Source organism: Nocardioides panacis, from assembly GCF_019039255.1.
In the GTDB taxonomy this organism is placed as follows: Bacteria; Actinomycetota; Actinomycetes; order Propionibacteriales; family Nocardioidaceae; genus Nocardioides_B; species Nocardioides_B panacis.
Window position 1 is genome coordinate 1,282,504 of record NZ_CP077062.1, and the last position, 22,652, is coordinate 1,305,155.

Genomic DNA, 22,652 nt, shown 5'->3' on the forward strand with positions numbered 1-22,652 from the left:
TCTGCATGCGCGTGCTCGGAATCGACCCCGGCCTGACCCGCTGCGGCCTGGGCGTGGTCGAGGGCTCGGTCGGCCGGCCGCTGAGCATGGTGGCGGTCGGGGTCGTGCGCACCCCACCCGACCTGGACCTGGCCCTGCGGCTGTGCGAGATCGAGCGCGGCATCGAGGCCTGGCTCGACCTGCACCGACCCGACGCCGTCGCGGTCGAGCGGGTGTTCAGCCAGCACAACGTCCGCACGGTCATGGGCACCGCGCAGGCCAGCGGCATCGCGCTGCTGGTCGCGGCCCGCCGCGGCCTGCCGGTCGCGCTGCACACCCCCAGCGAGGTCAAGGCGGCGGTCAGCGGCAGCGGCCGCGCCGACAAGGCGCAGGTCGGCGCGATGGTCACCCGGCTGCTGCGGCTCGACGCACCCCCCAAGCCCGCGGACGCCGCCGACGCGCTCGCGCTGGCGATCTGCCACATCTGGCGCGGCAGCGCGCAGGCCCGCATCGACGCGGCGATGGCCGCGACAGGAAGGACGACCCGGTGATCGCATTCGTGAGGGGCACCGTCGCCGACGTCACGCTCGGCTCCGCGGTCCTGGAGGTCGGCGGCGTCGGCCTCGAGCTGGTCTGCACCCCGCACACGCTGGCCACCCTGCGGATCGGCAGTCCCGCGACACTGCCCACCAGCATGGTCGTCCGCGAGGAGTCCCTGACCCTGTTCGGCTTCCTCGACGAGGACGAGAAGAGCCTCTTCGAGCTGCTCCAGACCTCGAGCGGCGTCGGCCCCAAGCTGGCCCAGGCGATGCTGGCGGTGCTCACGCCCGACGAGCTGCGCCGGGCCGTGACCGCGGGTGACGTCCCGACGCTGACCCGGGTGCCGGGCATCGGCCAGAAGGGCGCGCAGCGGATCATCCTCGAGCTCAAGGACCGGATCGGTGTGCCGCTCGGCGGCGGCGTGCACCGGCCCCGTCCGGCAGTCCCCGCGGAGGACGCCTGGCGCGCCCAGGTGCACGCCGGCCTGGTCGGGCTCGGCTGGTCCGGCAAGGAGGCCGACCACGCCGTCGAGGCGGTCGCCCCCGACGCGGACACCGTCTCCGGGGCCGCTCCCGACGTCGCAGCCCTGCTCCGGGCCGCCCTGCGGACGCTGAGCAAGGCATGAGCGCCGACGAGGCGGCCCTCGCGGCGGCCGAGGCGGCGTACGTCGAGAGCCGGGGCGTCGTGGGCGGCGAGGCCGACGGCGACGACCGGGCGGTGGAGGCGGCGCTGCGGCCGACCAGCCTGGCCGAGGTCATCGGGCAGGAGCGGGTCCGCGAGCAGCTGTCGCTGGTGCTGGAGGCGGCCCGGGCCCGGGAGCGGGCCCCCGACCACGTGCTGCTGTCCGGTCCGCCCGGTCTGGGCAAGACGACGCTGGCGATGATCATCGCCGCGGAGATGAGCACCCCGCTGCGGCTCACCTCGGGTCCGGCGATCACGCACGCCGGCGACCTGGCGGCGATCCTGTCCGGGATGAACGACGGGGACGTGCTGTTCGTCGACGAGATCCACCGGATGTCGCGTCCCGCCGAGGAGATGCTCTACATGGCGATGGAGGACTTCCGGGTCGACGTCGTCATCGGCAAGGGCCCCGGCGCCACCGCGATCCCGCTGGAGATCCCGCCCTTCACGCTGGTCGGTGCCACGACCCGGGCGGGCCTGCTGCCGGGCCCGCTGCGCGACCGGTTCGGGTTCACCGCGCACCTGGAGTTCTACGAGGTGGGCGAGCTGGACCAGATCGTGCGCCGGTCCGCGGGCCTGCTCGGCGTCGACCTCACCGACGAGGGGGCGGCGGAGATCGCCTCCCGCTCGCGGGGCACGCCCCGGATCGCCAACCGGCTGCTGCGCCGGGTCCGCGACTTCGCCCAGGTGCGCGCCGACGGCGTGGTCACCCTCGGGGTGGCCCACCAGGCCCTGGACCTCTACGAGGTCGACGAGTCGGGTCTGGACCGGCTCGACCGGGCCGTGCTCGACGTGCTGTGCCGACGGTTCGCCGGCGGCCCCGTCGGGGTGTCCACGCTGGCGGTCGCCGTGGGGGAGGAGCGGGAGACCGTCGAGGAGGTCGCCGAGCCGTTCCTGGTGCGCTGCGGCTTCCTGGCCCGGACGCCGCGCGGGCGGGTCGCCACCCCGGCCGCGTGGCAGCACCTCGGGCTCACGGCACCGGCGAACGCGCCGTTCGGGAGCCCGCCGGCGGTGTCCGCGGGAGAGCCGGGGCTGTTCGACACCGACGAGTGACCGAACCGTGACGCGCGGGAGGACCACTCCGGTCGGTCCGCCGGTGCCACGCCGGTTACACTCGATCCTCGGTCGAGACTCTCGGCTCTTCGTCATGCCCGAACCCCGTACTGAGGTGCTTCTTCCGTGAAAGACCTGGCAGGTTTCCTGCCGTTCGTCCTGATCGCGCTCGTCTTCTGGTTCCTGATCGTGCGCCCGCAGCGGCGCCGCCAGCAGGACCTGGCACGCACGCAGTCCTCGATCGGCCCGGGCACCGAGGTGATGCTCGGCTCGGGGTTCTACGGCACCGTGGTCTCCGTCGGCGACGACACCCTCGACCTCGAGCTGGCCCCCGGCACCACCGTCAAGGTGGCCCGTCAGGCCGTCGTGAAGGTGCTGGAGCCCGGCGAGGGCACCCACGACCTGGGCGGCGCGCACGACGAGCTCGACGAGCGGCACCCCGGCGACGTGGACGACGACCGGGACCAGCCCGGCGACGAGCGTCACCCGTAAGCATCACCGACCGGCAACACACCGACGGGGCCCGCCCCGGTCGACGAGGAGCGAGTAGCAGTGGCGAGTAAGACGGCCCGTCCCGGGCGCCGACTCATTGTGTTCGGATTGGTCGTGGCGGCGCTGTACGGCGGCGTGGCGCTCAGCGGTGAGTGGAAGCCCAAGCTGGGCCTCGACCTGCAGGGCGGCACGCGGATCACGCTCGAGGCCCGCACCGAGAACGGCCAGAAGCCGGACGCGGCGAGCCTCGAGGAGGCCCGCGGGATCATCGACCAGCGGGTCAACGGCAGCGGTGTCGCGGAGGCCGAGGTCTCCACCCAGGGCGGCCAGAACATCGTCGTCGAGGTCCCCGGCCCGCCGCGCGGCAACCTCGTCGACACCGTGAAGCAGACCGCCCAGCTGCGCTTCCGGCTGGTCGCCCTGCAGGCGCCGGGCCAGCCGCAGGCCTCCCCGAGCGCTTCGCCCAGTGGTGCGGCCTCCCCGAGCGGCTCCGCGGCACCGAGCGGCTCCGCGTCGCCGTCCGGCGGCGCGACCGCCACGAAGCCGTCCCCGACCGCCACCCCGAAGGGCCGCCCGCCGTTCGCCGGCGCGCACCTCGACAAGGCCAAGCCCTCGGCCAGCCCCACCAAGAAGCCGAGCGCGTCCCCGAGCGCTGCCCCGTCCGCGCCGGCCACCGTCTCGCCCTCGGCGGCGCCGACCGCGAACCCCGCGGGCGCCCCGGTCGACCAGCCGCTGAAGTGGATGGACAACCCGGGCACCAAGTGGCTCAAGAAGTTCACCGAGTTCACCTGCCCCACGGGCAACAAGGCCTCCGCCCCGGTCGACGACATCAAGTCGCAGCCGCTCGTGACCTGCGACCAGGACGGCAACAAGTTCCTGCTGTCCGCCTCGCTCATCGAGGGCACCCAGCTGAAGAAGGCCGAGGCGGGCATCCCGCAGAACCAGGTGCAGTGGGTCGTCAACCTGACCTTCGGCGGCGCGGCGCGCACCACCTTCGCCAACGTCACCCGCGCCATCGCCAACCAGACCAGCCCGCTGACCGGGCAGCAGAAGCAGTTCGCGATCGTGCTGGACGGCAAGGTGATCTCCGCCCCGACCGTGAACGGCGTGATCCCCAACGGGCAGGCCGAGATCAGCGGAAACTTCTCCCAGACCGAGGCGCAGACGCTGGCGAACAGCCTGAAGTACGGTGCCCTGCCGCTGAAGTTCACCGTCCCGGTGGTGACCGAGGAGGGCCCGACGCTGGCCTCCGACCAGCTCTCCGCCGGCCTGATCGCCGGTGCGATCGGTCTCGGCCTGGTGCTGATCTACTGCCTGCTCTACTACCGGGGCCTCGGCCTGGTGGTGGTCGCGTCCCTGCTGATCGCCGGTCTGGTGACCTACGCCGTCGTACTGGCCATGAGCCAGGCGGTCGGCTTCACGCTCACCCTGCCGGGCATCGCCGGACTCATCGTGGCCATCGGCATCACCGCCGACTCGTTCATCGTCTACTTCGAACGCATCCGCGACGAGATGCGCGAGGGCAAGTCCATGCGCGTCGCCGTCGAGGCCGGCTGGGTCCGGGCCCGGGCCACCTGCCTGGCCGCCGACGCGGTGTCCCTGCTCGCCGCGGTCGTGCTCTACGTCTTCTCGATCGGCGTGGTCAAGGGCTTCGCGTTCGCGCTCGGCATCAGCACGGTCATCGACCTGGTGGTGTTCTTCCTGTTCACCAAGCCGATGGTGTCCTGGCTCGCCACGTTCCGCTTCTTCTACTCCGGCAACAAGTGGTCGGGTCTGTCCCCCGACCACGTCGGCACCAGTCGAGAAGCCACCGGGACCTCGCGTCCCGCGTCCGCCGGAGGTAACGCCTGATGAGCAAGCTGTCGAACCTCGGACACTCCCTCTACGAGGGCAAGGTCTCCATCGACTTCATCGGCCGCAAGTGGCTCTGGTACTCCTTCTCGGGGCTGATCGTGGTGCTGGCGCTCTACGGGCTGCTGGGCAAGGGCCTCAACCTGGGCATCGAGTTCGAGGGCGGCGTGGAGTACCGCGTCTCCATGCAGTCCGGGCAGGCCACCCAGGCCAACGTCGCGAAGATCCGCGACGCGGTCGCCCGGACCGCGCTCGACTCGAACATCCCGGCCGCCGAGTCGCCGATCGTGAACACCTCCGGCTCGGACAACATCCGGATCCAGACCGAGCCGCTGAGCAACGACCAGGCGACCGCGATCGAGAAGACGATCCGGGACACGGTCCACCCGACCGACGTCAGCCGGGACGCCATCGGCGCGACCTGGGGCGCCCAGGTCGCGCAACGGGCGCTGCTCGGCCTGGTGGTCTTCCTGGTGCTGGTGGTGCTGTTCATCTGGGCGTACTTCCGCGAGTGGAAGATGTCCGTCGGCGCCATCGTCGCGCTGGCGCACGACCTGCTGATCACGGTCGGCGTCTACGCGCTGTCCGGGTTCGAGGTCACGCCGGCCACCGTCACCGGCATCCTGACCATCCTGGGCTTCTCGCTGTACGACACCGTGGTGGTGTTCGACAAGGTCCGCGAGAACACCAAGAACCTCTCGCGCACCCGCAAGACCTACGCCGAGGCCGCGAACCTCGCGGTCAACCAGACCCTGGTCCGCTCGATCAACACCTCGATCGTGGCGCTGCTCCCGGTCGGCGCGCTGCTGTACGTCGGCGTGGTGTCGCTCGGCTCGGGTGCGCTCAAGGACCTCGCGCTCGCGCTGTTCGTCGGCATGGCGGCCGGCGCGTACTCCTCGATCTTCATCGCCACCCCGCTCGTCGTACAGCTCAAGGAGCTCGAGCCCGGGATCAAGGCAGGGGACGCGCGGGCGCTGCGGCACCGGCAGCGCAAGAACGTCGACCCGTACGCCACCGTCCCCGCGTTCTCCGAGGACATGCCGCTGCAGGACGAGCCGGGGGCCGACCGGCCCACCGGCGAGGACCGTCCCGCGGCCGGCGACGAGGGCGTCCCGGCGGCGTCGCCGTCGCGCCCGGCCCGCTACACCGCGGGGGAGCGGCCCGCCTCGCGGCCGGTGTCCCCGTCGGCGTCGGCCAAGCGCGCGCAGCCGAGCCGCAAGCCGCGCTCCCGCCGGGGCAAGCCGTGACCCAGCCCGTCCACGCCGGCCTCGACGAGCGGCTGCGGCAGCTGATCCGGGACGTCCCGGACTTCCCGGAGCCCGGCGTGGTGTTCAAGGACATCACCCCGCTGCTGGCCGACCACGCCGCCTTCACCGAGGTGGTCTCGGCGCTGGCCGACGCGGGTCGCGACGCCGACGGCACCGTGGTGGTCGACAAGGTCGCCGGGATGGAGGCCCGCGGGTTCATCCTCGCGGCGCCGGTCGCCCTGGCCCTGGGCACCGGCTTCGTGCCGGTGCGCAAGGCCGGCAAGCTGCCCGGTGCGACGCACGCCGTCTCCTACGCCCTGGAGTACGGCGAGGCGACGCTCGAGGTGCACCGCGACAGCATCGACCCGGGCGACCGGGTGCTGCTCGTCGACGACGTGCTCGCCACCGGCGGGACCGCCGACGCGACGCGCCGGCTGGTCGAGCTCTGCGGCGGCACGGTGCACGCGTTCGCGGTCCTGATGGAGCTGTCGTTCCTGTCCGGGCGCGACGCCATCGACGGTCTGCCGCTGCACAGCCTGCAGACGGTCTGACTCCCACCCGGCTCGCACGTAGACTAGGGGGAGTCTGCCCGGGAGTGCCGAGAGTGCAGGAGCTGGTGTGGCCGAGGAACGCGTAGCGAGCCCGACCACGGGCGCGCCCCAGGACTCCGCCGCCGTCGACGTGGCGCCGGCCAAGACCGCCGCGAGCAAGGCCGTCCCGGCGAAGGCTGCCCCGGCTCCGCGAGCGCAGACCGGGGTGGCCCCGCGGGCCGCCGGATGCGCGCCCGGCTGGCCCGGATGGCCACCAAGAGCACGACCGGCAACCCGGTGCTGGAGCCGCTCTACCGCGCGGTGCGGGCGAACCACCCCAAGGCGGACCTCGAGCTGCTGGAGCGCGCCTACCTGACCGCCGAGAAGATGCACGACGTCCAGGTCCGCAAGAGCGGTGACCCCTACATCACCCACCCGCTCGCGGTGACCACGATCCTCGCGGACATCGGCATGACCGAGCCGACGCTGGTCGCGGCGCTGCTGCACGACACGGTCGAGGACACGCCGTACACCCTGGACCAGCTGCGCGCGGACTTCGGCGACGAGGTGGCGGCGCTCGTCGACGGCGTCACCAAGCTCGACAAGGTGAAGTACGGCGACAGCGCCCAGGCCGAGACCATCCGCAAGATGATCGTCGCGATGAGCCGCGACATCCGGGTGCTGGTCATCAAGCTGGCCGACCGGCTGCACAACATGCGCACCCTGCGCTACCTCAAGCAGGAGAAGCAGGAGCGGGTCGCCCGCGAGACGCTCGACATCTACGCGCCGCTGGCCCACCGGCTCGGCATGAACACCCTCAAGTGGGAGCTCGAGGACCTCGCGTTCGCGACCCTGCACCCCAAGATGTACGACGAGATCGTCCGCCTCGTCGCCGACCGGGCGCCGTCGCGGGACCAGTTCCTGGCCCAGGTGATCGACCAGGTCGAGAGCGACCTGCGGGACGCCAAGATCAAGGCGATGGTGACCGGCCGGCCCAAGCACTACTACTCGATCTACCAGAAGATGATCGTCCGCGGCCGGGACTTCTCCGACATCTACGACCTGGTGGGCATCCGGATCCTCGTCGAGGACGACCGCGACTGCTACGCCGTGCTCGGCGTGCTGCACAACCGCTGGAACCCGGTGCCGGGCCGGTTCAAGGACTTCGTGGCGATGCCGAAGTTCAACATGTACCAGTCGCTGCACACGACGGTGATCGGCCTGCAGGGCAAGCCCGTCGAGCTGCAGATCCGCACCTTCGCGATGCACCGCCGTGCGGAGTACGGCATCGCCGCGCACTGGAAGTACAAGGAGCACCAGCGCTCCGGCGACGACAGCAAGGCCGCGACGGCGTTCAACCCGGACGGCAACGCCGACATGGCCTGGGTCCGCCAGCTGCTCGACTGGCAGCAGGAGACCGAGGACCCGGGCGAGTTCCTGGAGTCGCTGCGCTTCGAGATCAACTCCGCGGAGGTCTACGTCTTCACCCCGCGCGGGGACGTGATCGCGCTGCCCACCGGCTCCTCGCCGGTGGACTTCGCCTACGCGATCCACACCGAGGTCGGGCACCGCACGATCGGCGCCCGGGTGAACGGCCGGCTGGTGCCGCTGGAGTCCAAGCTGGACAACGGCGACGTCGTCGAGGTGTTCACCTCGAAGGCCCCCAACGCGGCGCCGAGCCGCGACTGGCTGGGCTACGTCCAGTCGCCGCGGGCCCGCAACAAGATCCGCCAGTGGTTCACCAAGGAGCGCCGCGAGGAGGCCATCGAGCAGGGCAAGGACCAGATCGCCCGGCTGATGCGCAAGGAGAACCAGCCCCTCAAGCGGCTGCTCACCCACGAGACGCTGACCACGGTGGCCGCCGAGATGCGGCTGGCCGACGTCTCCTCGCTCTACGCCGCGGTCGGCGAGGGCAACATCGGTGCGCAGACCGTCGTACGACGCGTGATCGACCTGTTCGGCGGCGAGGAGGGCGCGGCCGAGGACCTGGCCGAGGGCGTCACGATCACCACCGACGCCCGGCTCAAGCGGCCCATCGGCGGCGACGCCGGGGTGATCGTCAAGGACCTCTCCGACGTCTGGGTGAAGCTCGCCAAGTGCTGCACCCCGGTGCCCGGCGACCCGATCATCGGCTTCGTCACCCGCGGCGCGGGCGTCTCGGTGCACCGCTCGGACTGCACCAACGCGCAGAGCCTCACCGCGCAGCCGGAGCGGCTCGTCGAGGTGGAGTGGGCGCCGACCGCCCAGTCGATGTTCCTGGTGAACATCCAGGTCGAGGCGCTCGACCGCAACCGGTTGCTGTCCGACATCACCAAGGTGCTCTCCGACGTGCACGTGAACATCCTGGCCGCGACCCTGCAGACCACCCGTGACCGGGTCGCGAAGAGCCGGTTCACCTTCGAGATGGCCGACCCCAAGCACCTCGGTCACGTGCTGAAGGCCGTGCGCTCCGTCGACGGCGTCTTCGACGCCTACCGCGTCACCCAGTAGCGCGCGCAGCGCGACTACGCGGAGCCGGGTCGGCGACCACCCGGCAGGGTGGCCACCGGACGCGGGGAGCACGCCGCAGGCGACCACCAGATGCGCCGGGTCAGCGCTCCCAGCGCCGCCAGAAGCGCCGGGTCAGCCGAAGTCCTGGGCGGCACGGCGGGCCATGTCGAGGAAGGACCGGCGGGACGCGAGGTTCTCCTCGATCTCGGCGACCTGCTGGGCGTTGCCCGCCGCCCGGGCCTTCTCGAGGTCGGCCTCCAGGTCCGCGCAGGCCTTCTCGAGCTTGGACACCATGTCGTCGGCGCGGGCGGACTTCTCGGGGTCGCTGCGCTTCCACTGGTCGTCCTCGACCCCGCGGATCGCCTGCTCGACGGCGCGGATCCGGCCCTCGAGCTCCTTCATCCGGTCCCGGGGCACCTTGCCCGCCTCGTCCCAGCGCTCCGCGATCACGCGGAACGCCTCCTTGGCGGCCTTGAGGTCGGTGACCGGCACGAGCTTCTCGGCCTCGACGAGCAGGGCCTCCTTCTTCTCGGCGTTGACCGCGAACTCCGCGTCCAGCTCCGCGTTGGCGCGGTCCCGGTTGCCGAAGAAGGTGTCCTGCGCGCCGCGGAACCGGGCCCAGAGCTGGTCGTCGACGCCCTTGGGTGCCGGGCCGGCGGCCTTCCACTCCCGCATCAGGTCGCGGTAGCGGCCGGCGGTGGCGCCCCAGTCGGTCGAGGACGCGAGCGCCTCGGCCTCGGTGGCCAGCTTCTCCTTGACGACCCGCGCGTCGTCCCGCTTCTCGTTCAGGTCCGCGAAGTGCGCCTTCCGGCGCCGGGTGTACGTCGTCCGGGCGGTCGAGAACCGGCGCCACAGGGAGTCGTCGACCGACTTCTCGAGCCGGGGGAGCGCCTTCCACTCGTCGAGCAGCTGGCGCAGCCGGTTGGCGCCGTTGCGCCAGTCGTTGCCGGTGGACAGCCTCTCGGCCTCGTCGGCGATCCGCTCCTTGTCCGCCTTGGCGCCCTCGAGCTTGCGGGCCCGCTCCACGCGGCGCAGCTCGCGCTGCGCGCCGATCGACTCGTTCAGCGCGCCGAGCCGGGCGTCCAGACCGGCGAGGTCACCGACGGCCTGGGCGTCCTGCAGGGTCGCGTGGACCTGCTTGACCGACGCGGCGGCCTCGTCGGGGGACAGGGTGCCCGCGGCGACCCGCTGCTCGAGCAGCTCGACCTCGAAGGCGAGGTCGGCGTAGCGGCGGGTGAAGAACGCCATCGCCTCGGCCGGGGTCGCGTCGGGCATCTGCCCGACCGCCCGCTCGCCGTCGGCGGTGCGCACGAACACGGTGCCGTCCTCCGCGACCCGGCCCCACTGCTGGGCGGGCGGACCGGGCACGGGAGCGGCCGCGGCGCCCGGGCCGGGCCGGGGCACGGGGCCGGCCGGTCGGGGGCGTGGAGCCGGGGGGCGCCGGCACCGCTGCGGGCACGCCGTCGCTCGGGCGGTCCTCGTGGGTGGACGTGTTCTCCGGCGTGCTGTCCGGGGTGTTCACCGGGCTCCCTCTGCAGTCGTCGCCTGGCCGGTCGGCTGGTGCTGGGCCAGGTCTACGAGTGAAGCGTAGTCACCCCGCGCCGAAGCCGCCGACCCGCTGTCCTTGGCGTGCAGCACGATCCAGGTCACCAGGCCGGCCAGGACGACCACGACCGCCACGGCGGTGAGCACCAGCCGGGTGCGTCGCCGGCGCCGCGCACGCTGGGCCCGACGGAGCTGTTGACGCTGCGCGCCGGCCCGGGCCAGCTGCGTGCGCCGTCTCTTCTTGGTGACCACGCACGGGAGTCTAGAGCGTGCGGCACCGGCGCAGCAGGTGAGCGGACGGTCCGCCTGCACGCCGTACCCGACGCCCTCGGTAGGCTGCACGCGCCAGACAACCCGAGCAGGACAGGAGTGCGTGGTCGTGCTGATCGCAGGCTTCCCCGCCGGCCCGTGGGGCACCAACTGCTACGTCGTCGCCACCGGCCCCGGCGCCGAGTGCGTGGTCGTCGACCCCGGGAAGGACGCCGCGCCGGGTGTCGCCGACGTGGTCCGCGAGCACCGGCTCAAGCCCACCGCGGTGCTGGTCTCGCACGGTCACATCGACCACATGTGGTGCGTCGCGCCGGTCGCCGGGACGTACGACGCCACCGCCTACATCCACCCGCGCGACCGGCACCTGCTCTCGGACCCGATGGCCGGGATGTCGAAGGAGACCGCCGGGATGCTGCTCGGCGGGAAGTACGAGTTCGCCGAGCCCGACCGGGTCGCCGAGCTGGCCGACCTGCAGACGCTGACGCTGGCCGGCCTGGAGTTCGTCGTGGACCACACCCCGGGCCACACGGAGGGCTCGGTCACGTTCCGGACGCCGTACGGCGAGGCCGACGTCTCCGAGCTGATGTTCTCCGGCGACCTCCTGTTCGCGGGCTCCATCGGCCGCACCGACCTGCCCGGCGGCGACCACCCGACGATGCTGCGCAGCCTGCGCGAGAAGGTGCTGCCGCTGTCCGACGACGTCGTGGTGCTCCCCGGGCACGGCGAGCAGACCAGCATCGGCCGCGAGCGCGCCACCAACCCCTTCCTCCTCGACCTGGCCTCCCAGAGAAGCGAGACATGAGCAAACCCACCCCGCTGAGCGGGTTCCCCGAGCTGCTCCCGCAGCAGCGCTTCGTCGAGCAGCACGTCACCGACAGCCTGCGGCGCACCTTCGAGCTGCACGGCTTCGCGAGCCTGGAGACGCGCTCCGTGGAGCCGATGGACCAGCTGCTGCGCAAGGGCGAGACCTCCAAGGAGGTCTACGTGCTGCGCCGGCTGCAGGCGGAGGACGCCGGCGGGGGGGACCGACGCCGGCCTGGGGCTGCACTTCGACCTCACGGTGCCGTTCGCGCGCTACGTCCTGGAGAACGCCGGCAAGTTGGAGTTCCCGTTCCGCCGCTACCAGATCCAGAAGGCCTGGCGCGGCGAGCGGCCGCAGGAGGGCCGCTACCGCGAGTTCACCCAGGCCGACATCGACGTGGTGATGCGCGACGAGCTGCCGTTCCACTTCGACGTCGAGGTGGCGCGGGTGATGGCCGAGGCGCTCTCCACGCTGCCGCTGCCGCCGATGCGCCTGCGGGTGAACAACCGCAAGCTGATCGAGGGCTTCTACCGCGGGATCGGCGCCCCCGACCCGGCGGTCGTCATCACGATCGTCGACAAGCTCGACAAGCTGCCGCGCGACGCGGTGCGCGGGCTGCTCACCTCCGACGGCGGGCTGACCGGGGAGCAGGCCGACCAGTGCCTGGAGCTGGCCGCCATCGAGTCGACCGACACCTCCTTCGTCGAGCAGGTCCGGGCCCTCGGTGTCACCGACGAGCTGCTGGGCACCGGGCTCGCCGAGCTGACCGCCGTGGTCGAGGGCTGCGCCTCGGTGAACGGCGACCGCTTCCAGGTCGTCGCGAGCCTGAGCCTGGCCCGCGGCCTGGACTACTACACCGGCACGGTCTTCGAGATCTACATGGACGGTTACGAGAACCTCAAGTCCGTGGGCGGCGGTGGTCGGTACGACGCGCTGGCCTCCGACGGCAGGACGACCTACCCCGGCGTCGGGATCTCCTTCGGCATCTCCCGGACCGTCGTACCCCTGCTCAGCCGGGGCCTGCTCGACGGCAGCCGGTCCGTGCCGTCCGCCGTGCTGGTCGCGCTCACCGACGAGGCGTCCCGCGAGGCGAGCGACGCCGTCGCGCAGCGGCTGCGGGCCCGCGGCATCCCGACCGAGGTCGCCGCGGCGGCCCAGAAGTTCGGCAAGCAGATCCGGTACGCCGAGCGGCGTGGCATCCCGCACGTGTGGTTCCCGGCCACCGAGGACGCGGGCCACCAGGTCAAGGACATCCGGAGCGGCGCGCAGGCCGACGCCGACCCCGACGAGTGGAACCCGCCGGCCGAGGACCTGCGACCGCAGGTGGTCTCCGCCGGCACGACCAGCAGCACCGACAACGAGGAGCAGAACCAGTGATCCGCACCCACGACGCAGGCAGCTTGCGCGCCGAGCACGTCGGACAGACCGTGACCCTCGCCGGGTGGGTGGCCCGGCGACGGGACCACGGCGGCGTCGCCTTCATCGACCTGCGCGAGGCCTCCGGGGTCGTGCAGGTGGTGATCCGGGACGAGGCGGTCGCGCACAACCTGCGCTCCGAGTTCTGCCTGAAGGTCACCGGCGAGGTCGCCGCGCGCCCGGCCGGCAACCAGAACCCCCACCTGCCGACCGGCGAGATCGAGGTGATCGCCGCGAGCGACGGCGTCGAGGTGCTGAGCGCCGCCGCCCCGCTGCCGTTCCCCATCGACGAGCACGTGGAGGTCGGCGAGGAGGTGCGCCTCGCGCACCGCTACCTCGACCTGCGCCGGGCCGGCCCCGCCGCCGCGCTGCGGCTGCGCAGCGAGGTGAACCGCGCCGCTCGCGACGTGCTGCACCAGCAGGGGTTCGTCGAGATCGAGACCCCGACGCTGACCCGCTCGACCCCCGAGGGCGCCCGCGACTTCCTGGTGCCCGCGCGCCTGCAGCCGGGCAGCTGGTACGCCCTCCCGCAGAGCCCCCAGCTGTTCAAGCAGCTCCTGATGGTCGCCGGCATGGAGCGCTACTTCCAGATCGCCCGCTGCTACCGCGACGAGGACTTCCGCGCCGACCGGCAGCCCGAGTTCACCCAGCTCGACATCGAGATGAGCTTCGTCGAGCAGGACGACGTCATCGCGCTGGCCGAGGACGTCCTGAAGGCGGTCTGGAGCCTGATCGGGCACGACGTCAAGACGCCGATCCCGCGGATGACCTACGCCGAGGCGATGGCCCGCTACGGCAGCGACAAGCCCGACCTGCGCGTCGACCTCGAGCTCACCGAGTGCACCGAGTTCTTCTCCGAGACGTCGTTCCGGGTCTTCCAGGCGCCGTACGTCGGGGCCGTGGTGATGCCCGGGGGAGCCGCCCAGCCGCGCAAGCAGCTGGACGCCTGGCAGGAGTGGGCCAAGCAGCGCGGCGCGAAGGGGCTGGCCTACGTCCTGGTGCAGGACGACGGCCAGCTCGGCGGGCCGGTCGCGAAGAACCTCAGCGACACCGAGAAGGCCGGCCTGGCCGACCACGTGGGCGCCCAGCCGGGCGACTGCGTGTTCTTCGCCGCCGGCCCGGTCAAGTCCTCGCGCGCCCTGCTGGGCGCCGCCCGGCTGGAGATCGGCCGGCGCTGCGGGCTCATCGACGAGTCGGCCTGGAGCTTCCTGTGGGTCGTCGACGCGCCGCTGTTCGAGCCCGCCGGTGACGCCACCGCGGCGGGTGACGTCGCGGTCGGCAGCGGCGCCTGGACCGCGGTGCACCACGCGTTCACCTCGCCCAAGCCGGACTGCCTCGACACGTTCGACACCGAGCCGGGGGAGGCCCTGGCCTACGCCTACGACATCGTCTGCAACGGCAACGAGATCGGCGGCGGCTCGATCCGTATCCACCGCGAGGACGTGCAGAAGCGGGTGTTCGCGGTGATGGGCCTGTCCGAGGCGGAGGCCGAGGAGAAGTTCGGGTTCCTGCTGCAGGCGTTCAAGTACGGCGCCCCGCCGCACGGCGGCATCGCGTTCGGGTGGGACCGGATCGTCGCGCTGCTCGCGGGCACCGACTCGATCCGCGACGTGATCGCCTTCCCGAAGACCGGTGCCGGCTACGACCCGCTCACCGCGGCACCGGCGCCGATCACCCCCGAGCAGCGCAAGGAGGCCGGCGTCGACGCGCGCCCCGCGCCTGCGGGGGCCGTTCCGGTCGAGCCTGCGGGCTGACCGGTTTCGCGGTATTTCGCTTGGTATCAAACCGTTACCGATTGGGCGCCGAACATTGGCTGGGCGTCGTCTAGAGTCCACTTCGGCTCAGGGTCGAACTGTGGCGTGCCTCACCCGGCGACGGCAGTGGCTCCGAAGCCGGCCTCGACCAGAAAGGTGACCATGGGTATCCAGCCCACGGAACTGTCGACGAACGACATCCACGAGGATGCCGCCGTACCCGTCAAGAAGACGGTGGCCGGTCGGTCGCCGACCCAGATCGCGATGGCCCGTCTGCGCGCCGACAAGATCGCGATGACCTGCCTGGCCGTCGTGGTGATGTTCGTGGTGATCGCAGCCTTCGCCCCGCTGATCGCGAAGCTGTTCGGGGTCCAGCTGCACGAGGGCAACCCGGTCACCGACCTGGACCAGTTCAACTTCCCGCTCTACGGCCCTCCGGACCACGGGTTCACCTGGAAGGCGCCGCTCGGCATCGCGCCGAACACCGGGAACGACAACCTCGCCGAGTGGCTGTACGGCGCCCGCACCTCGCTGATCGTGGCGACGGTGTCGACGGTCGTGGCCACCCTCATCGGCGTCGTGGTCGGCCTGCTCGCCGGCTTCAGCCGCGGCTGGCTCGACCGGGTCATCAACTTCTTCATCGACGTGTTCCTGTCGCTGCCCTTCATCCTGGTGGCACTGGCGCTGGCGCCGATCATCGTCAGCCGGTTCGGCCAGAACGCCGACCAGCTGGTGTTCTGGCAGTTCGCCTCGCTGCTGGTGGTGCTCTCGCTCTTCGGCTGGATGACCCTGGCCCGCCTGGTGCGCGGCGAGGTGCTGTCCCTGCGCGAGCGGGAGTTCGTGATGGCCGCCCGCGTCATCGGCGTGCCGACCCGGCGCATCCTGTTCAAGGAGCTCCTGCCCAACCTGATCGCCCCGATCATCGTGTCCATCTCGCTGGGTCTCCCGGCGTTCGTGACCGCCGAGGCGGGCCTCGCCTACCTCGGCATCGGAGTGGTCGGCGTCGCCTCGTGGGGGCAGACGATCAACAAGGCAGTGAACTTCTTCAACACCTACCCGCTCTACCTCTACGCGCCGGTGGCGGGGATCCTCCTCCTCGTCATGGCGCTGAACCTCCTGGGCGACGCCGTGCGCGACGCCTTCGACCCCAAGACTCGTCGGTAATCACACCGACCGAGAGAAGCATCGACCAGCCTAGAAAGGTGGGTACACCTAGATGCGTATGAAGAAGCCAGCCGTGGTTGTTGCCGCAGCTGCCCTGATGACCCTCGCTGCCTGTGGTGGTGGCAGCGGGAACACCAGCAGCCCGAGCGACAACGCGACACTGGGCGCAGGAGGTGGCGCCGGTTCGTTCAAGAACGCGGACGCCAAGGCCCCTGCCGCCATCCCGGCCGACGCCGCCCCGGGGGGCACCTTCACGGTGCTCACCAACCAGGTGCCGGCCACCCTGGACCCGACGCGGGCCTACTACACCGACTCGACGGCCATCCTGTCGGACCTCGTGGTCCGTTCGTTGACGCAGTACGCGTACGACGAGGACTCCAACGACATGCAGCTGATCCCCGACATGGCGACCGACCTCGGCAAGCCGAGCCAGGACAACAAGGAGTGGACCTTCACGCTGCGTGACGGCCTGAAGTACGAGGACGGCACCCCGGTCAAGGCCGAGGACGTCGCGTACGCCGTCAAGCGCTCCTTCGCGATCGCCGAGCTCCCGGACGGCCCGACGTACCAGACGACGTTCTTCCTGGACGGCGACAAGTACAAGGGCCCGTTCAAGGACAAGGGCGCCTACGCCGGTGTCACGACCAGCGGCAACGACATCACCATCAAGATGCGTCGTCCGTTCACCGACATGGACTACTACGCTTCGTTCCCGGCCTTCTCCGCGATCCCGCAGGCCAAGGACAACCCGGAGACCTACGAGCAGCACCCGCTGGCGACCGGCCCGTACAAGTACGCCGACTACAAGGCCGGCTCGAGCCTCAAGCTCGTCAAGAACGACCAGTGGGACCCGAAGACCGACCCGGGCCGCATCCAGATGGTCGACGGCTGGGACTTCAAGTTCGGCCAGGACACCGCCAAGCTCGAGAACGTGATCATCAACGACCAGGGCTCCGCGCAGACCACGCTGACCTACGACAACGTGAGCGCGTCGTCCTACCGGTCGATCTCGTCTGACAAGGCACGTCTCGTGACCGGCACCTCGCCGTGCACGTACATGCAGTTCATCGACATGACGAAGATCAAGGAGCTCGAGGTCCGTCAGGCCCTCGGCTGGGCGTACCCGTACCAGGCTGCTTGGAAGGCCGGCGGCGAGATCGAGGGCGTCACGCGCGTCCCCGGCACCGCCATCCTGCCCCCGGGCACCGCGGGTCGTGTCGACTACCAGGCCCTCGACGGCCAGGACGGCAAGACCACGGACCCGGCCAAGTCCAAGGAGCTCCTCAAGAAGGCCGGCTACGCGCCGGGCGAGTACGAGATCAAGTTCCTGTTCGCGACCGACGACGACCAGGCCGTCGCCGCGAAGAACGAGCTCGTGAAGGGTCTCGAGGCCGGCGGCTTCAAGGCGACTCCGATCGCCTCCACCCTGGAGACCATCCGCACCGACCGCACCGACACGAAGTCGCCGATCAACATCCGCTCCAGCGGCTGGTGCTCGGACTGGCCGACCGGCGGTTCGTGGTTCCCGGCCCAGTGGTCCGGCAGCCTCGTCGGCCTGGAGGGCATGCCCAACCCCGCCAACTTCAAGGAGGCGGACATGGACAAGCAGCAGGACAACATCCTCGACAACATGACTCCCGAGGAAGCTGCTCCCGCCTGGGGCGAGTTCGACAAGACGATGGAGACGAAGTACTACCCGGCCGTCAACATCGGCTACTCCGGCACGGCCATGATCCACGGCTCGAAGGTCGGCGGCATGGACAACGACAACGTCCGCGGCATGCCGACGTTCGCCCGGATGTACATCACCAAGTGATCGAAGCTCAGTGATCCCTACTGAGTGCTGAACCCCGATGGGGGCGGGCCTCCACCCGCCCCCATCGGGACGCTCGGCGGTGCCGGTATCGTCGGACCGCACCATCGGCCTGGCCGGCTCACCGGCCCGCCCGGCCACCCCCACTCCGAATCCAGAGGAGTACTCACGGATGTTCGGCTACATCGTGCGTCGCGTCATCTCGGGGCTGCTCGTGCTCCTCGTGGTGTCCATGGCGGTGTTCGCACTGTTCTTCTACGGACCCGCGAACCCGGCACTCGCCTACTGCCCCGAGACCCGCTGCACACCGCAGCGCCTCGAGGCCATCACCACCCAGCTCGGTCTCGACCGGCCGGTCGTGGAGCAGTACGGCGAGTACATGAAGGGCATCTTCGTCGGCAACGACTTCCAGGCCGGTGCGATCACGATCAAGTGCGACGCACCCTGCCTCGGGGTGTCCTTCAAGCTGCGCGTGAACGTCACCGACTACCTCCTCGGCAAGTTCCCCGCGACGCTGTCGATCGCGCTCGGGGGCGCGGTGATCATGCTCGTCGTGGGCGTGAGCAGCGGCATCTTCGCCGCGAGACGAAGAGGCACGGGGTGGGACAAGGGCATCGTGGGCGTGGCGCTCGTCGTGAACGCCATCCCCTACTACCTCCTCGCCCTGCTGGCCTACCTGCTGCTGATCAGCAAGTGGGGCATCTTCCCGGAGAGCGGCTACAACCCGCTGCTGACCGACGGCCCGATCGCCTGGGCCAAGGGGCTGTTGCTGGCCTGGCTGGTGGTGGGCATCAGCTCCTCGACGCAGTACGCCCGGTTCAGCCGCGGATCGATGATCGAGTCGATGAACGAGGACTACGTCCGCACCGCCCGCGCCAAGGGGCTCAGCGAGCGGCGGGTCACCTTCCGGCACGCGCTGCGCGCCGCCATCGTCCCGGTGGTCACGATCTTCGGCCTCGAGTTCGCCTACCTGCTGGCCGGCACGATCTTCACCGAGCGGATCTTCGACATCCAGGGCATCGGCCTGACCGCGCTGCAGGCGATCGGCACCAAGGACCTGCCGATCATCTCCGCGACCGTGCTGATCGGCGCCGCGTTCATCGTGGCGGCCAACCTGTTCGTCGACATCATCTACAGCGTCATCGACCCGAGAGTGCGCCTGTCATGACCGAGACCTACGAGCGCCCCGCGACCTCCGCGGTGGGTGCCCAGCCGAACGAGCCCTACCTCGTCGTCGAGGACCTGACCGTCCGGTTCCCGACCGCCGACGGCCTCGTGCAGGCCGTGACCGACATGAGCTACACCCTCGAGCAGGGCAAGACCCTCGGCATCGTGGGCGAGTCCGGCTCCGGCAAGAGCGTGTCGTCGATGGCGATCATGGGGCTGCACGACATCAAGCGCACCCGGATGTCCGGCTCGATCCGGGTGGGCGGCCGCGAGGTCATCGGCCTGTCCAGCGAGAAGATGCGCAGCATCCGCGGCGGCGACGTCTCGATGATCTTCCAGGACCCGCTCAGCTCGCTGCACCCCTTCTACAGCATCGGGGCGCAGATCTCCGAGGCGTACGTCGCGCACAACAAGGTCTCCAAGTCGCAGGCGCGCAAGAAGGCCATCGAGATGCTCGACCGGGTCGGCATCCCGCAGCCGAAGAGCCGCGTCGACGACTTCCCGCACCAGTTCTCCGGCGGCATGCGCCAGCGGGCGATGATCGCGATGGCGCTGGTCAACGACCCCAAGCTGCTGATCGCCGACGAGCCGACCACCGCGCTCGACGTGACCGTGCAGGCACAGATCCTGGACCTGCTCCAGGAGCTCCAGCACGACTTCAACTCCGCGATCATTATCATCACCCACGACCTCGGCGTGGTCGCCGAGATGGCCGACGAGGTGCTGGTGATGTACGGCGGCCGGGCGGTCGAGCACGGCCCCACCAAGGAGCTGCTGACCCACCCGGAGATGCCCTACACGTGGGGGCTGCTCTCCAGCGTGCCGGACGTCAACGCCGACACCAGCGCCCGGCTGATCCCGATCCCGGGCAACCCGCCGAGCCTGCTCGACCCGCCGACCGGGTGCGCCTTCCACCCGCGCTGCGCGCACGTCGACAAGGTGCCCGGCGACCTGTGCCGCACCGAGCTCCCCGAGCTCAAGCTGGGCGACCGCCCGAACCACACCCGGCGCTGCCACCTCGCGAACCCGGACGCGATCTACGAGTCCGAGGTGCTGCCCGAGATCGCGCCCGACCTGGTCGAGCTCACCATCGCCGACAGCATCACCACCGCCGACCAGCACGGCAGCAACGGGACGCCCGGCACCGGGTCCTTTGCTCCCGAGAACGGGTGACGAGGACAATGACTTCCATGACACGACCGGCCGTCGACGACGCCAACGCCTCCTCGGGATCGACCGGTGGACCCATCCTCGAGGTCACCAACCTCCAGAAGTACTTCCCGATCAAGTCCTCGGGGGTGTTCCGGCGCAGCATCGGCGCGGTGCAGGCCGTGGACGGCGTCTCGTTCCAGGTGGAGCGGGGCAGCGCCCTGGGCCTGGTGGGGGAGTCCGGCTGCGGCAAGTCCACGACCGGCCGGCTGATCACCCGGCTCTACGACCCCACCGGCGGGTCGATGAAGTTCGAGGGTCGCGAGATCGGCAACCTGTCGAACCGGCAGATGCTGCCGCTGCGCAGCGAGATCCAGATGATCTTCCAGGACCCGTACTCCTCGCTGAACCCGCGGCACACCGTCGGCACGATCGTCGGCACCCCGCTGCGGGTGCACAAGATGGTGCCCGAGAACAAGGTGCTCGACCGGGTCCGGGAGCTGCTCGAGGTCGTCGGCCTGAACCCCGAGCACTACAACCGCTACCCGAACGAGTTCTCCGGCGGCCAGCGCCAGCGCATCGGCATCGCCCGGGCGCTCGCCCTGCAGCCCAAGCTGCTGGTCGCCGACGAGCCGGTCTCCGCGCTCGACGTGTCGATCCAGGCGCAGGTCGTCAACCTGCTGCAGGACGTGCAGAAGCAGTTCGACATCGCGTTCCTGTTCATCGCCCACGACCTGGCCGTCGTACGCCACTTCTGCCCGGAGATCGCGGTCATGTACCTCGGCAAGATCGTCGAGATCGCCGACCGGGAGACGCTGTACAACACCCCGCACCACCCGTACACCCAGGCGCTGCTCTCGGCCGTGCCGGACGTCAAGCAGGCCGCCGTCGGCGGCCGTCGGGAGCGGATCCGGCTGGCCGGCGACGTCCCCAGCCCGATCAACCCGCCGTCCGGGTGCCGGTTCCGGACCCGTTGCTGGATGGCACAGGACATCTGCTCCAAGGTCGAGCCGCCGCTGCTGCAGATCGGCAAGAACCACAAGGTGGCCTGCCACTTCGCCGGCGAGTTCGGCGCGATGCCGACCAGCCCGATCACGCTGAGCGCGCTCGGCGTGGACGGCCAGGGCAACAAGATCGCGGGCGCGGACGCCTCGGTCGAGGACTTCACCCGCGCCGGGTACGCCGACACGTGGACCGACGTCGCGACGCACCAGGAGCGGTCGAACGCGCTCGTGGGCACCGGCGGCCTCGGCACCGGGATGAGCGACGAGCAGCGCGGCGAGGGCGGCACCCGCCGCTGAGCCCGGCGCCGGCCCGGCGGATAGGGTGGCGCACGTGGACGGACTGTTCGACATGGGGAGCCCGGGCGCCTCGGCGCACCCCGCCGCGGGGTCCGCCGGGACGCTGGCCGGCAACACGCACGCGTCCGCGCCGCTGGCGGTGCGGATGCGTCCGCGCACCCTCGACGAGCTCGTCGGCCAGCAGCACCTGCTGTCCACGGGCTCGCCGCTGCGCCGGCTGATCGAGGGCGACCAGCCCATGTCGCTGCTGCTGTGGGGACCGCCGGGCACCGGCAAGACGACGATCGCCTCGATCGTCAGCCAGGCCACCAACCGGCGGTTCGTCGAGGTGTCGGCGGTGGCGGCGGGTGTCAAGGAGGTCCGGGCCGCGATCGACGGCGCCCGCAACCAGCTGGCCCGCGGCGGCCCCGAGACGGTGCTGTTCGTCGACGAGGTGCACCGCTTCACCAAGGCGCAGCAGGACGCGCTGCTCCCGGGCGTGGAGAACCGCTGGGTGACGCTGGTGGCGGCCACCACCGAGAACCCGTTCTTCAGCGTGATCTCGCCGCTGCTGTCCCGTTCGCTGCTGCTCACCCTCGAGCCGCTGACCGACGACGACATCCGGGGCGTGGTCGCCGACGCGCTCGTGGACGAGCGCGGCCTGGCCGGCAGCGTCAGCCTCGACGAGCAGGCGCTCGAGCACCTGGTCCGGCTGGCGGGCGGCGACGCGCGCCGGGCGCTGACCTACCTGGAGGCGGCCGCCGGCGCCGCGGTCGCGCGGGGCCTGGAGGTGGTGGACCTCGCGACCACCGAGACCGCCGTGGACCGCGCCGCGGTGCGCTACGACCGGCAGGGCGACCAGCACTACGACGTGATCAGTGCCTTCATCAAGTCCGTGCGGGGCTCCGACGCCGACGCCTCGCTGCACTACCTCGCCCGGATGATGGAGGCGGGGGAGGACCCCCGCTTCATCGCCCGCCGGCTGGTGATCCTGGCCAGTGAGGACATCGGCCTGGCCGACCCGACGGCGCTCACGACCGCGGTCGCCGCCGCGCAGGCGGTCGCGCTGATCGGCATGCCCGAGGGCCGGCTCACCCTGGCCCAGGCGACGATCGCGCTGGCCCTGGCGCCCAAGTCGAACGCGGTGATCCTGGCCGTGGAGGCCGCCTCGGCCGACGTGCGGGACGGGAAGATCGGGCCGGTCCCGGCGCACCTGCGCGACGCGCACTACGGCGGCTCGAAGAAGCTCGGGCACGGGCAGGGCTACCGCTACGCGCACGACGAGCCCTACGGCATCGCCGAGCAGCAGTACGCCCCCGACGTGGTCGCCGACGCGACGTACTACCGGCCCACCTCGCTGGGCGCGGAGGCGCCGCTCAAGGAGCGGTGGGAGCGGGTGCGCCGGATGATCCGCGGCCAGCGCGGGTAG

At 71.0% G+C, this 22,652-nt stretch carries 18 protein-coding genes and 1 pseudogene; 17 read left to right on the forward strand and 2 right to left on the reverse strand.

Annotation, left to right across the window (positions count from 1 at the left end; translation table 11 throughout):
* The first annotated feature begins 5 nt into the window (after nucleotides 1-5).
* The 8 genes from ruvC (at nucleotide 6) to KRR39_RS06290 (ending at nucleotide 8,863) form a co-directional block, all read left to right on the forward strand.
* Nucleotides 6-530: a crossover junction endodeoxyribonuclease RuvC gene (gene ruvC, locus KRR39_RS06255; RefSeq protein ID WP_216941220.1), complete on the forward strand. Its 525-nt coding sequence runs from the start codon at nucleotides 6-8 to the stop codon at nucleotides 528-530.
* Nucleotides 527-1,144 (forward strand): Holliday junction branch migration protein RuvA, encoded by a 618-nt coding sequence (gene ruvA / locus KRR39_RS06260; protein ID WP_216941221.1) that lies wholly within the window; start codon nucleotides 527-529, stop codon nucleotides 1,142-1,144. The genes ruvC and ruvA overlap by 4 nt, the downstream gene beginning before the upstream one ends.
* On the forward strand, nucleotides 1,141-2,253 hold the full coding sequence (gene ruvB, locus KRR39_RS06265) for a Holliday junction branch migration DNA helicase RuvB (protein ID WP_216941222.1): 1,113 nt from the start codon (nucleotides 1,141-1,143) through the stop codon (nucleotides 2,251-2,253). Before ruvA ends, ruvB begins: the two co-directional genes overlap by 4 nt.
* A 126-nt stretch (nucleotides 2,254-2,379) precedes the next feature.
* Nucleotides 2,380-2,745, forward strand: a complete 366-nt coding sequence (gene yajC / locus KRR39_RS06270; RefSeq protein WP_216941223.1) for a preprotein translocase subunit YajC — start codon at nucleotides 2,380-2,382, stop codon at nucleotides 2,743-2,745.
* Between the two features lie 114 nt (nucleotides 2,746-2,859).
* Nucleotides 2,860-4,596 carry a protein translocase subunit SecD gene (gene secD, locus KRR39_RS06275; RefSeq protein WP_254185550.1) on the forward strand — a complete coding sequence of 579 codons (1,737 nt, stop codon included), beginning with the start codon at nucleotides 2,860-2,862 and terminating at the stop codon, nucleotides 4,594-4,596.
* Nucleotides 4,596-5,843, forward strand: a complete 1,248-nt coding sequence (gene secF / locus KRR39_RS06280) for a protein translocase subunit SecF (RefSeq protein WP_216941225.1) — start codon at nucleotides 4,596-4,598, stop codon at nucleotides 5,841-5,843. The genes secD and secF overlap by 1 nt, the downstream gene beginning before the upstream one ends.
* Complete coding sequence (locus KRR39_RS06285; RefSeq protein ID WP_254185551.1) at nucleotides 5,840-6,394, forward strand: adenine phosphoribosyltransferase; 555 nt, start codon at nucleotides 5,840-5,842, stop codon at nucleotides 6,392-6,394. The genes secF and KRR39_RS06285 overlap by 4 nt, the downstream gene beginning before the upstream one ends.
* Nucleotides 6,395-6,619: 225 nt before the next feature.
* Nucleotides 6,620-8,863, forward strand: a complete 2,244-nt coding sequence (locus tag KRR39_RS06290) for a RelA/SpoT family protein (RefSeq protein ID WP_216941226.1) — start codon at nucleotides 6,620-6,622, stop codon at nucleotides 8,861-8,863.
* Nucleotides 8,864-8,995: 132 nt separating this feature from the next.
* Here the strand turns inward: KRR39_RS06290 and KRR39_RS06295 are convergent, their stop codons facing one another.
* Together KRR39_RS06295 and KRR39_RS06300 are read right to left on the reverse strand one after the other, a co-directional pair.
* The gene (locus KRR39_RS06295) at nucleotides 8,996-10,267 is read right to left on the reverse strand and encodes a DUF349 domain-containing protein (protein ID WP_254185552.1); all 1,272 of its coding nucleotides are present in this window, start codon (nucleotides 10,265-10,267) and stop codon (nucleotides 8,996-8,998) included.
* Between the two features lie 114 nt (nucleotides 10,268-10,381).
* Nucleotides 10,382-10,660 (reverse strand): hypothetical protein, encoded by a 279-nt coding sequence (locus KRR39_RS06300; protein ID WP_216941227.1) that lies wholly within the window; start codon nucleotides 10,658-10,660, stop codon nucleotides 10,382-10,384.
* A 127-nt stretch (nucleotides 10,661-10,787) separates the two neighbouring features.
* On the opposite strand from KRR39_RS06300, the gene KRR39_RS06305 reads away from it, so the two are divergent.
* The 9 genes and pseudogenes from KRR39_RS06305 to KRR39_RS06345 all read left to right on the forward strand — a co-directional run bounded on the left by KRR39_RS06305 (nucleotide 10,788) and on the right by KRR39_RS06345 (nucleotide 22,652).
* Entirely contained in the window at nucleotides 10,788-11,480 is a 693-nt protein-coding gene (locus KRR39_RS06305; RefSeq protein WP_216941228.1) for an MBL fold metallo-hydrolase, read from the forward strand.
* Nucleotides 11,477-12,857 (forward strand): annotated as a pseudogene (gene hisS, locus KRR39_RS06310) (histidine--tRNA ligase). The gene KRR39_RS06305 and the pseudogene hisS overlap by 4 nt, the downstream one beginning before the upstream one ends.
* Entirely contained in the window at nucleotides 12,854-14,650 is a 1,797-nt protein-coding gene (gene aspS, locus KRR39_RS06315) for an aspartate--tRNA ligase (RefSeq protein WP_216941229.1), read from the forward strand. Before hisS ends, aspS begins: the two are co-directional and overlap by 4 nt.
* Nucleotides 14,651-14,812: 162 nt before the next feature.
* Nucleotides 14,813-15,814 (forward strand): ABC transporter permease, encoded by a 1,002-nt coding sequence (locus KRR39_RS06320; protein ID WP_216941230.1) that lies wholly within the window; start codon nucleotides 14,813-14,815, stop codon nucleotides 15,812-15,814.
* A 73-nt stretch (nucleotides 15,815-15,887) separates the two neighbouring features.
* On the forward strand, nucleotides 15,888-17,630 hold the full coding sequence (locus KRR39_RS06325; RefSeq protein ID WP_216941231.1) for an ABC transporter substrate-binding protein: 1,743 nt from the start codon (nucleotides 15,888-15,890) through the stop codon (nucleotides 17,628-17,630).
* Nucleotides 17,631-17,799: 169 nt separating this feature from the next.
* Nucleotides 17,800-18,795 carry an ABC transporter permease gene (locus tag KRR39_RS06330; RefSeq protein ID WP_216941232.1) on the forward strand — a complete coding sequence of 332 codons (996 nt, stop codon included), beginning with the start codon at nucleotides 17,800-17,802 and terminating at the stop codon, nucleotides 18,793-18,795.
* Nucleotides 18,792-19,967 carry an ABC transporter ATP-binding protein gene (locus KRR39_RS06335; protein ID WP_216941233.1) on the forward strand — a complete coding sequence of 392 codons (1,176 nt, stop codon included), beginning with the start codon at nucleotides 18,792-18,794 and terminating at the stop codon, nucleotides 19,965-19,967. Before KRR39_RS06330 ends, KRR39_RS06335 begins: the two co-directional genes overlap by 4 nt.
* Before the next feature lie 17 nt (nucleotides 19,968-19,984).
* Nucleotides 19,985-21,244 carry an ABC transporter ATP-binding protein gene (locus KRR39_RS06340; protein WP_216941234.1) on the forward strand — a complete coding sequence of 420 codons (1,260 nt, stop codon included), beginning with the start codon at nucleotides 19,985-19,987 and terminating at the stop codon, nucleotides 21,242-21,244.
* A gap of 52 nt (nucleotides 21,245-21,296) precedes the next feature.
* On the forward strand, nucleotides 21,297-22,652 hold the full coding sequence (locus KRR39_RS06345) for a replication-associated recombination protein A (protein WP_216942445.1): 1,356 nt from the start codon (nucleotides 21,297-21,299) through the stop codon (nucleotides 22,650-22,652).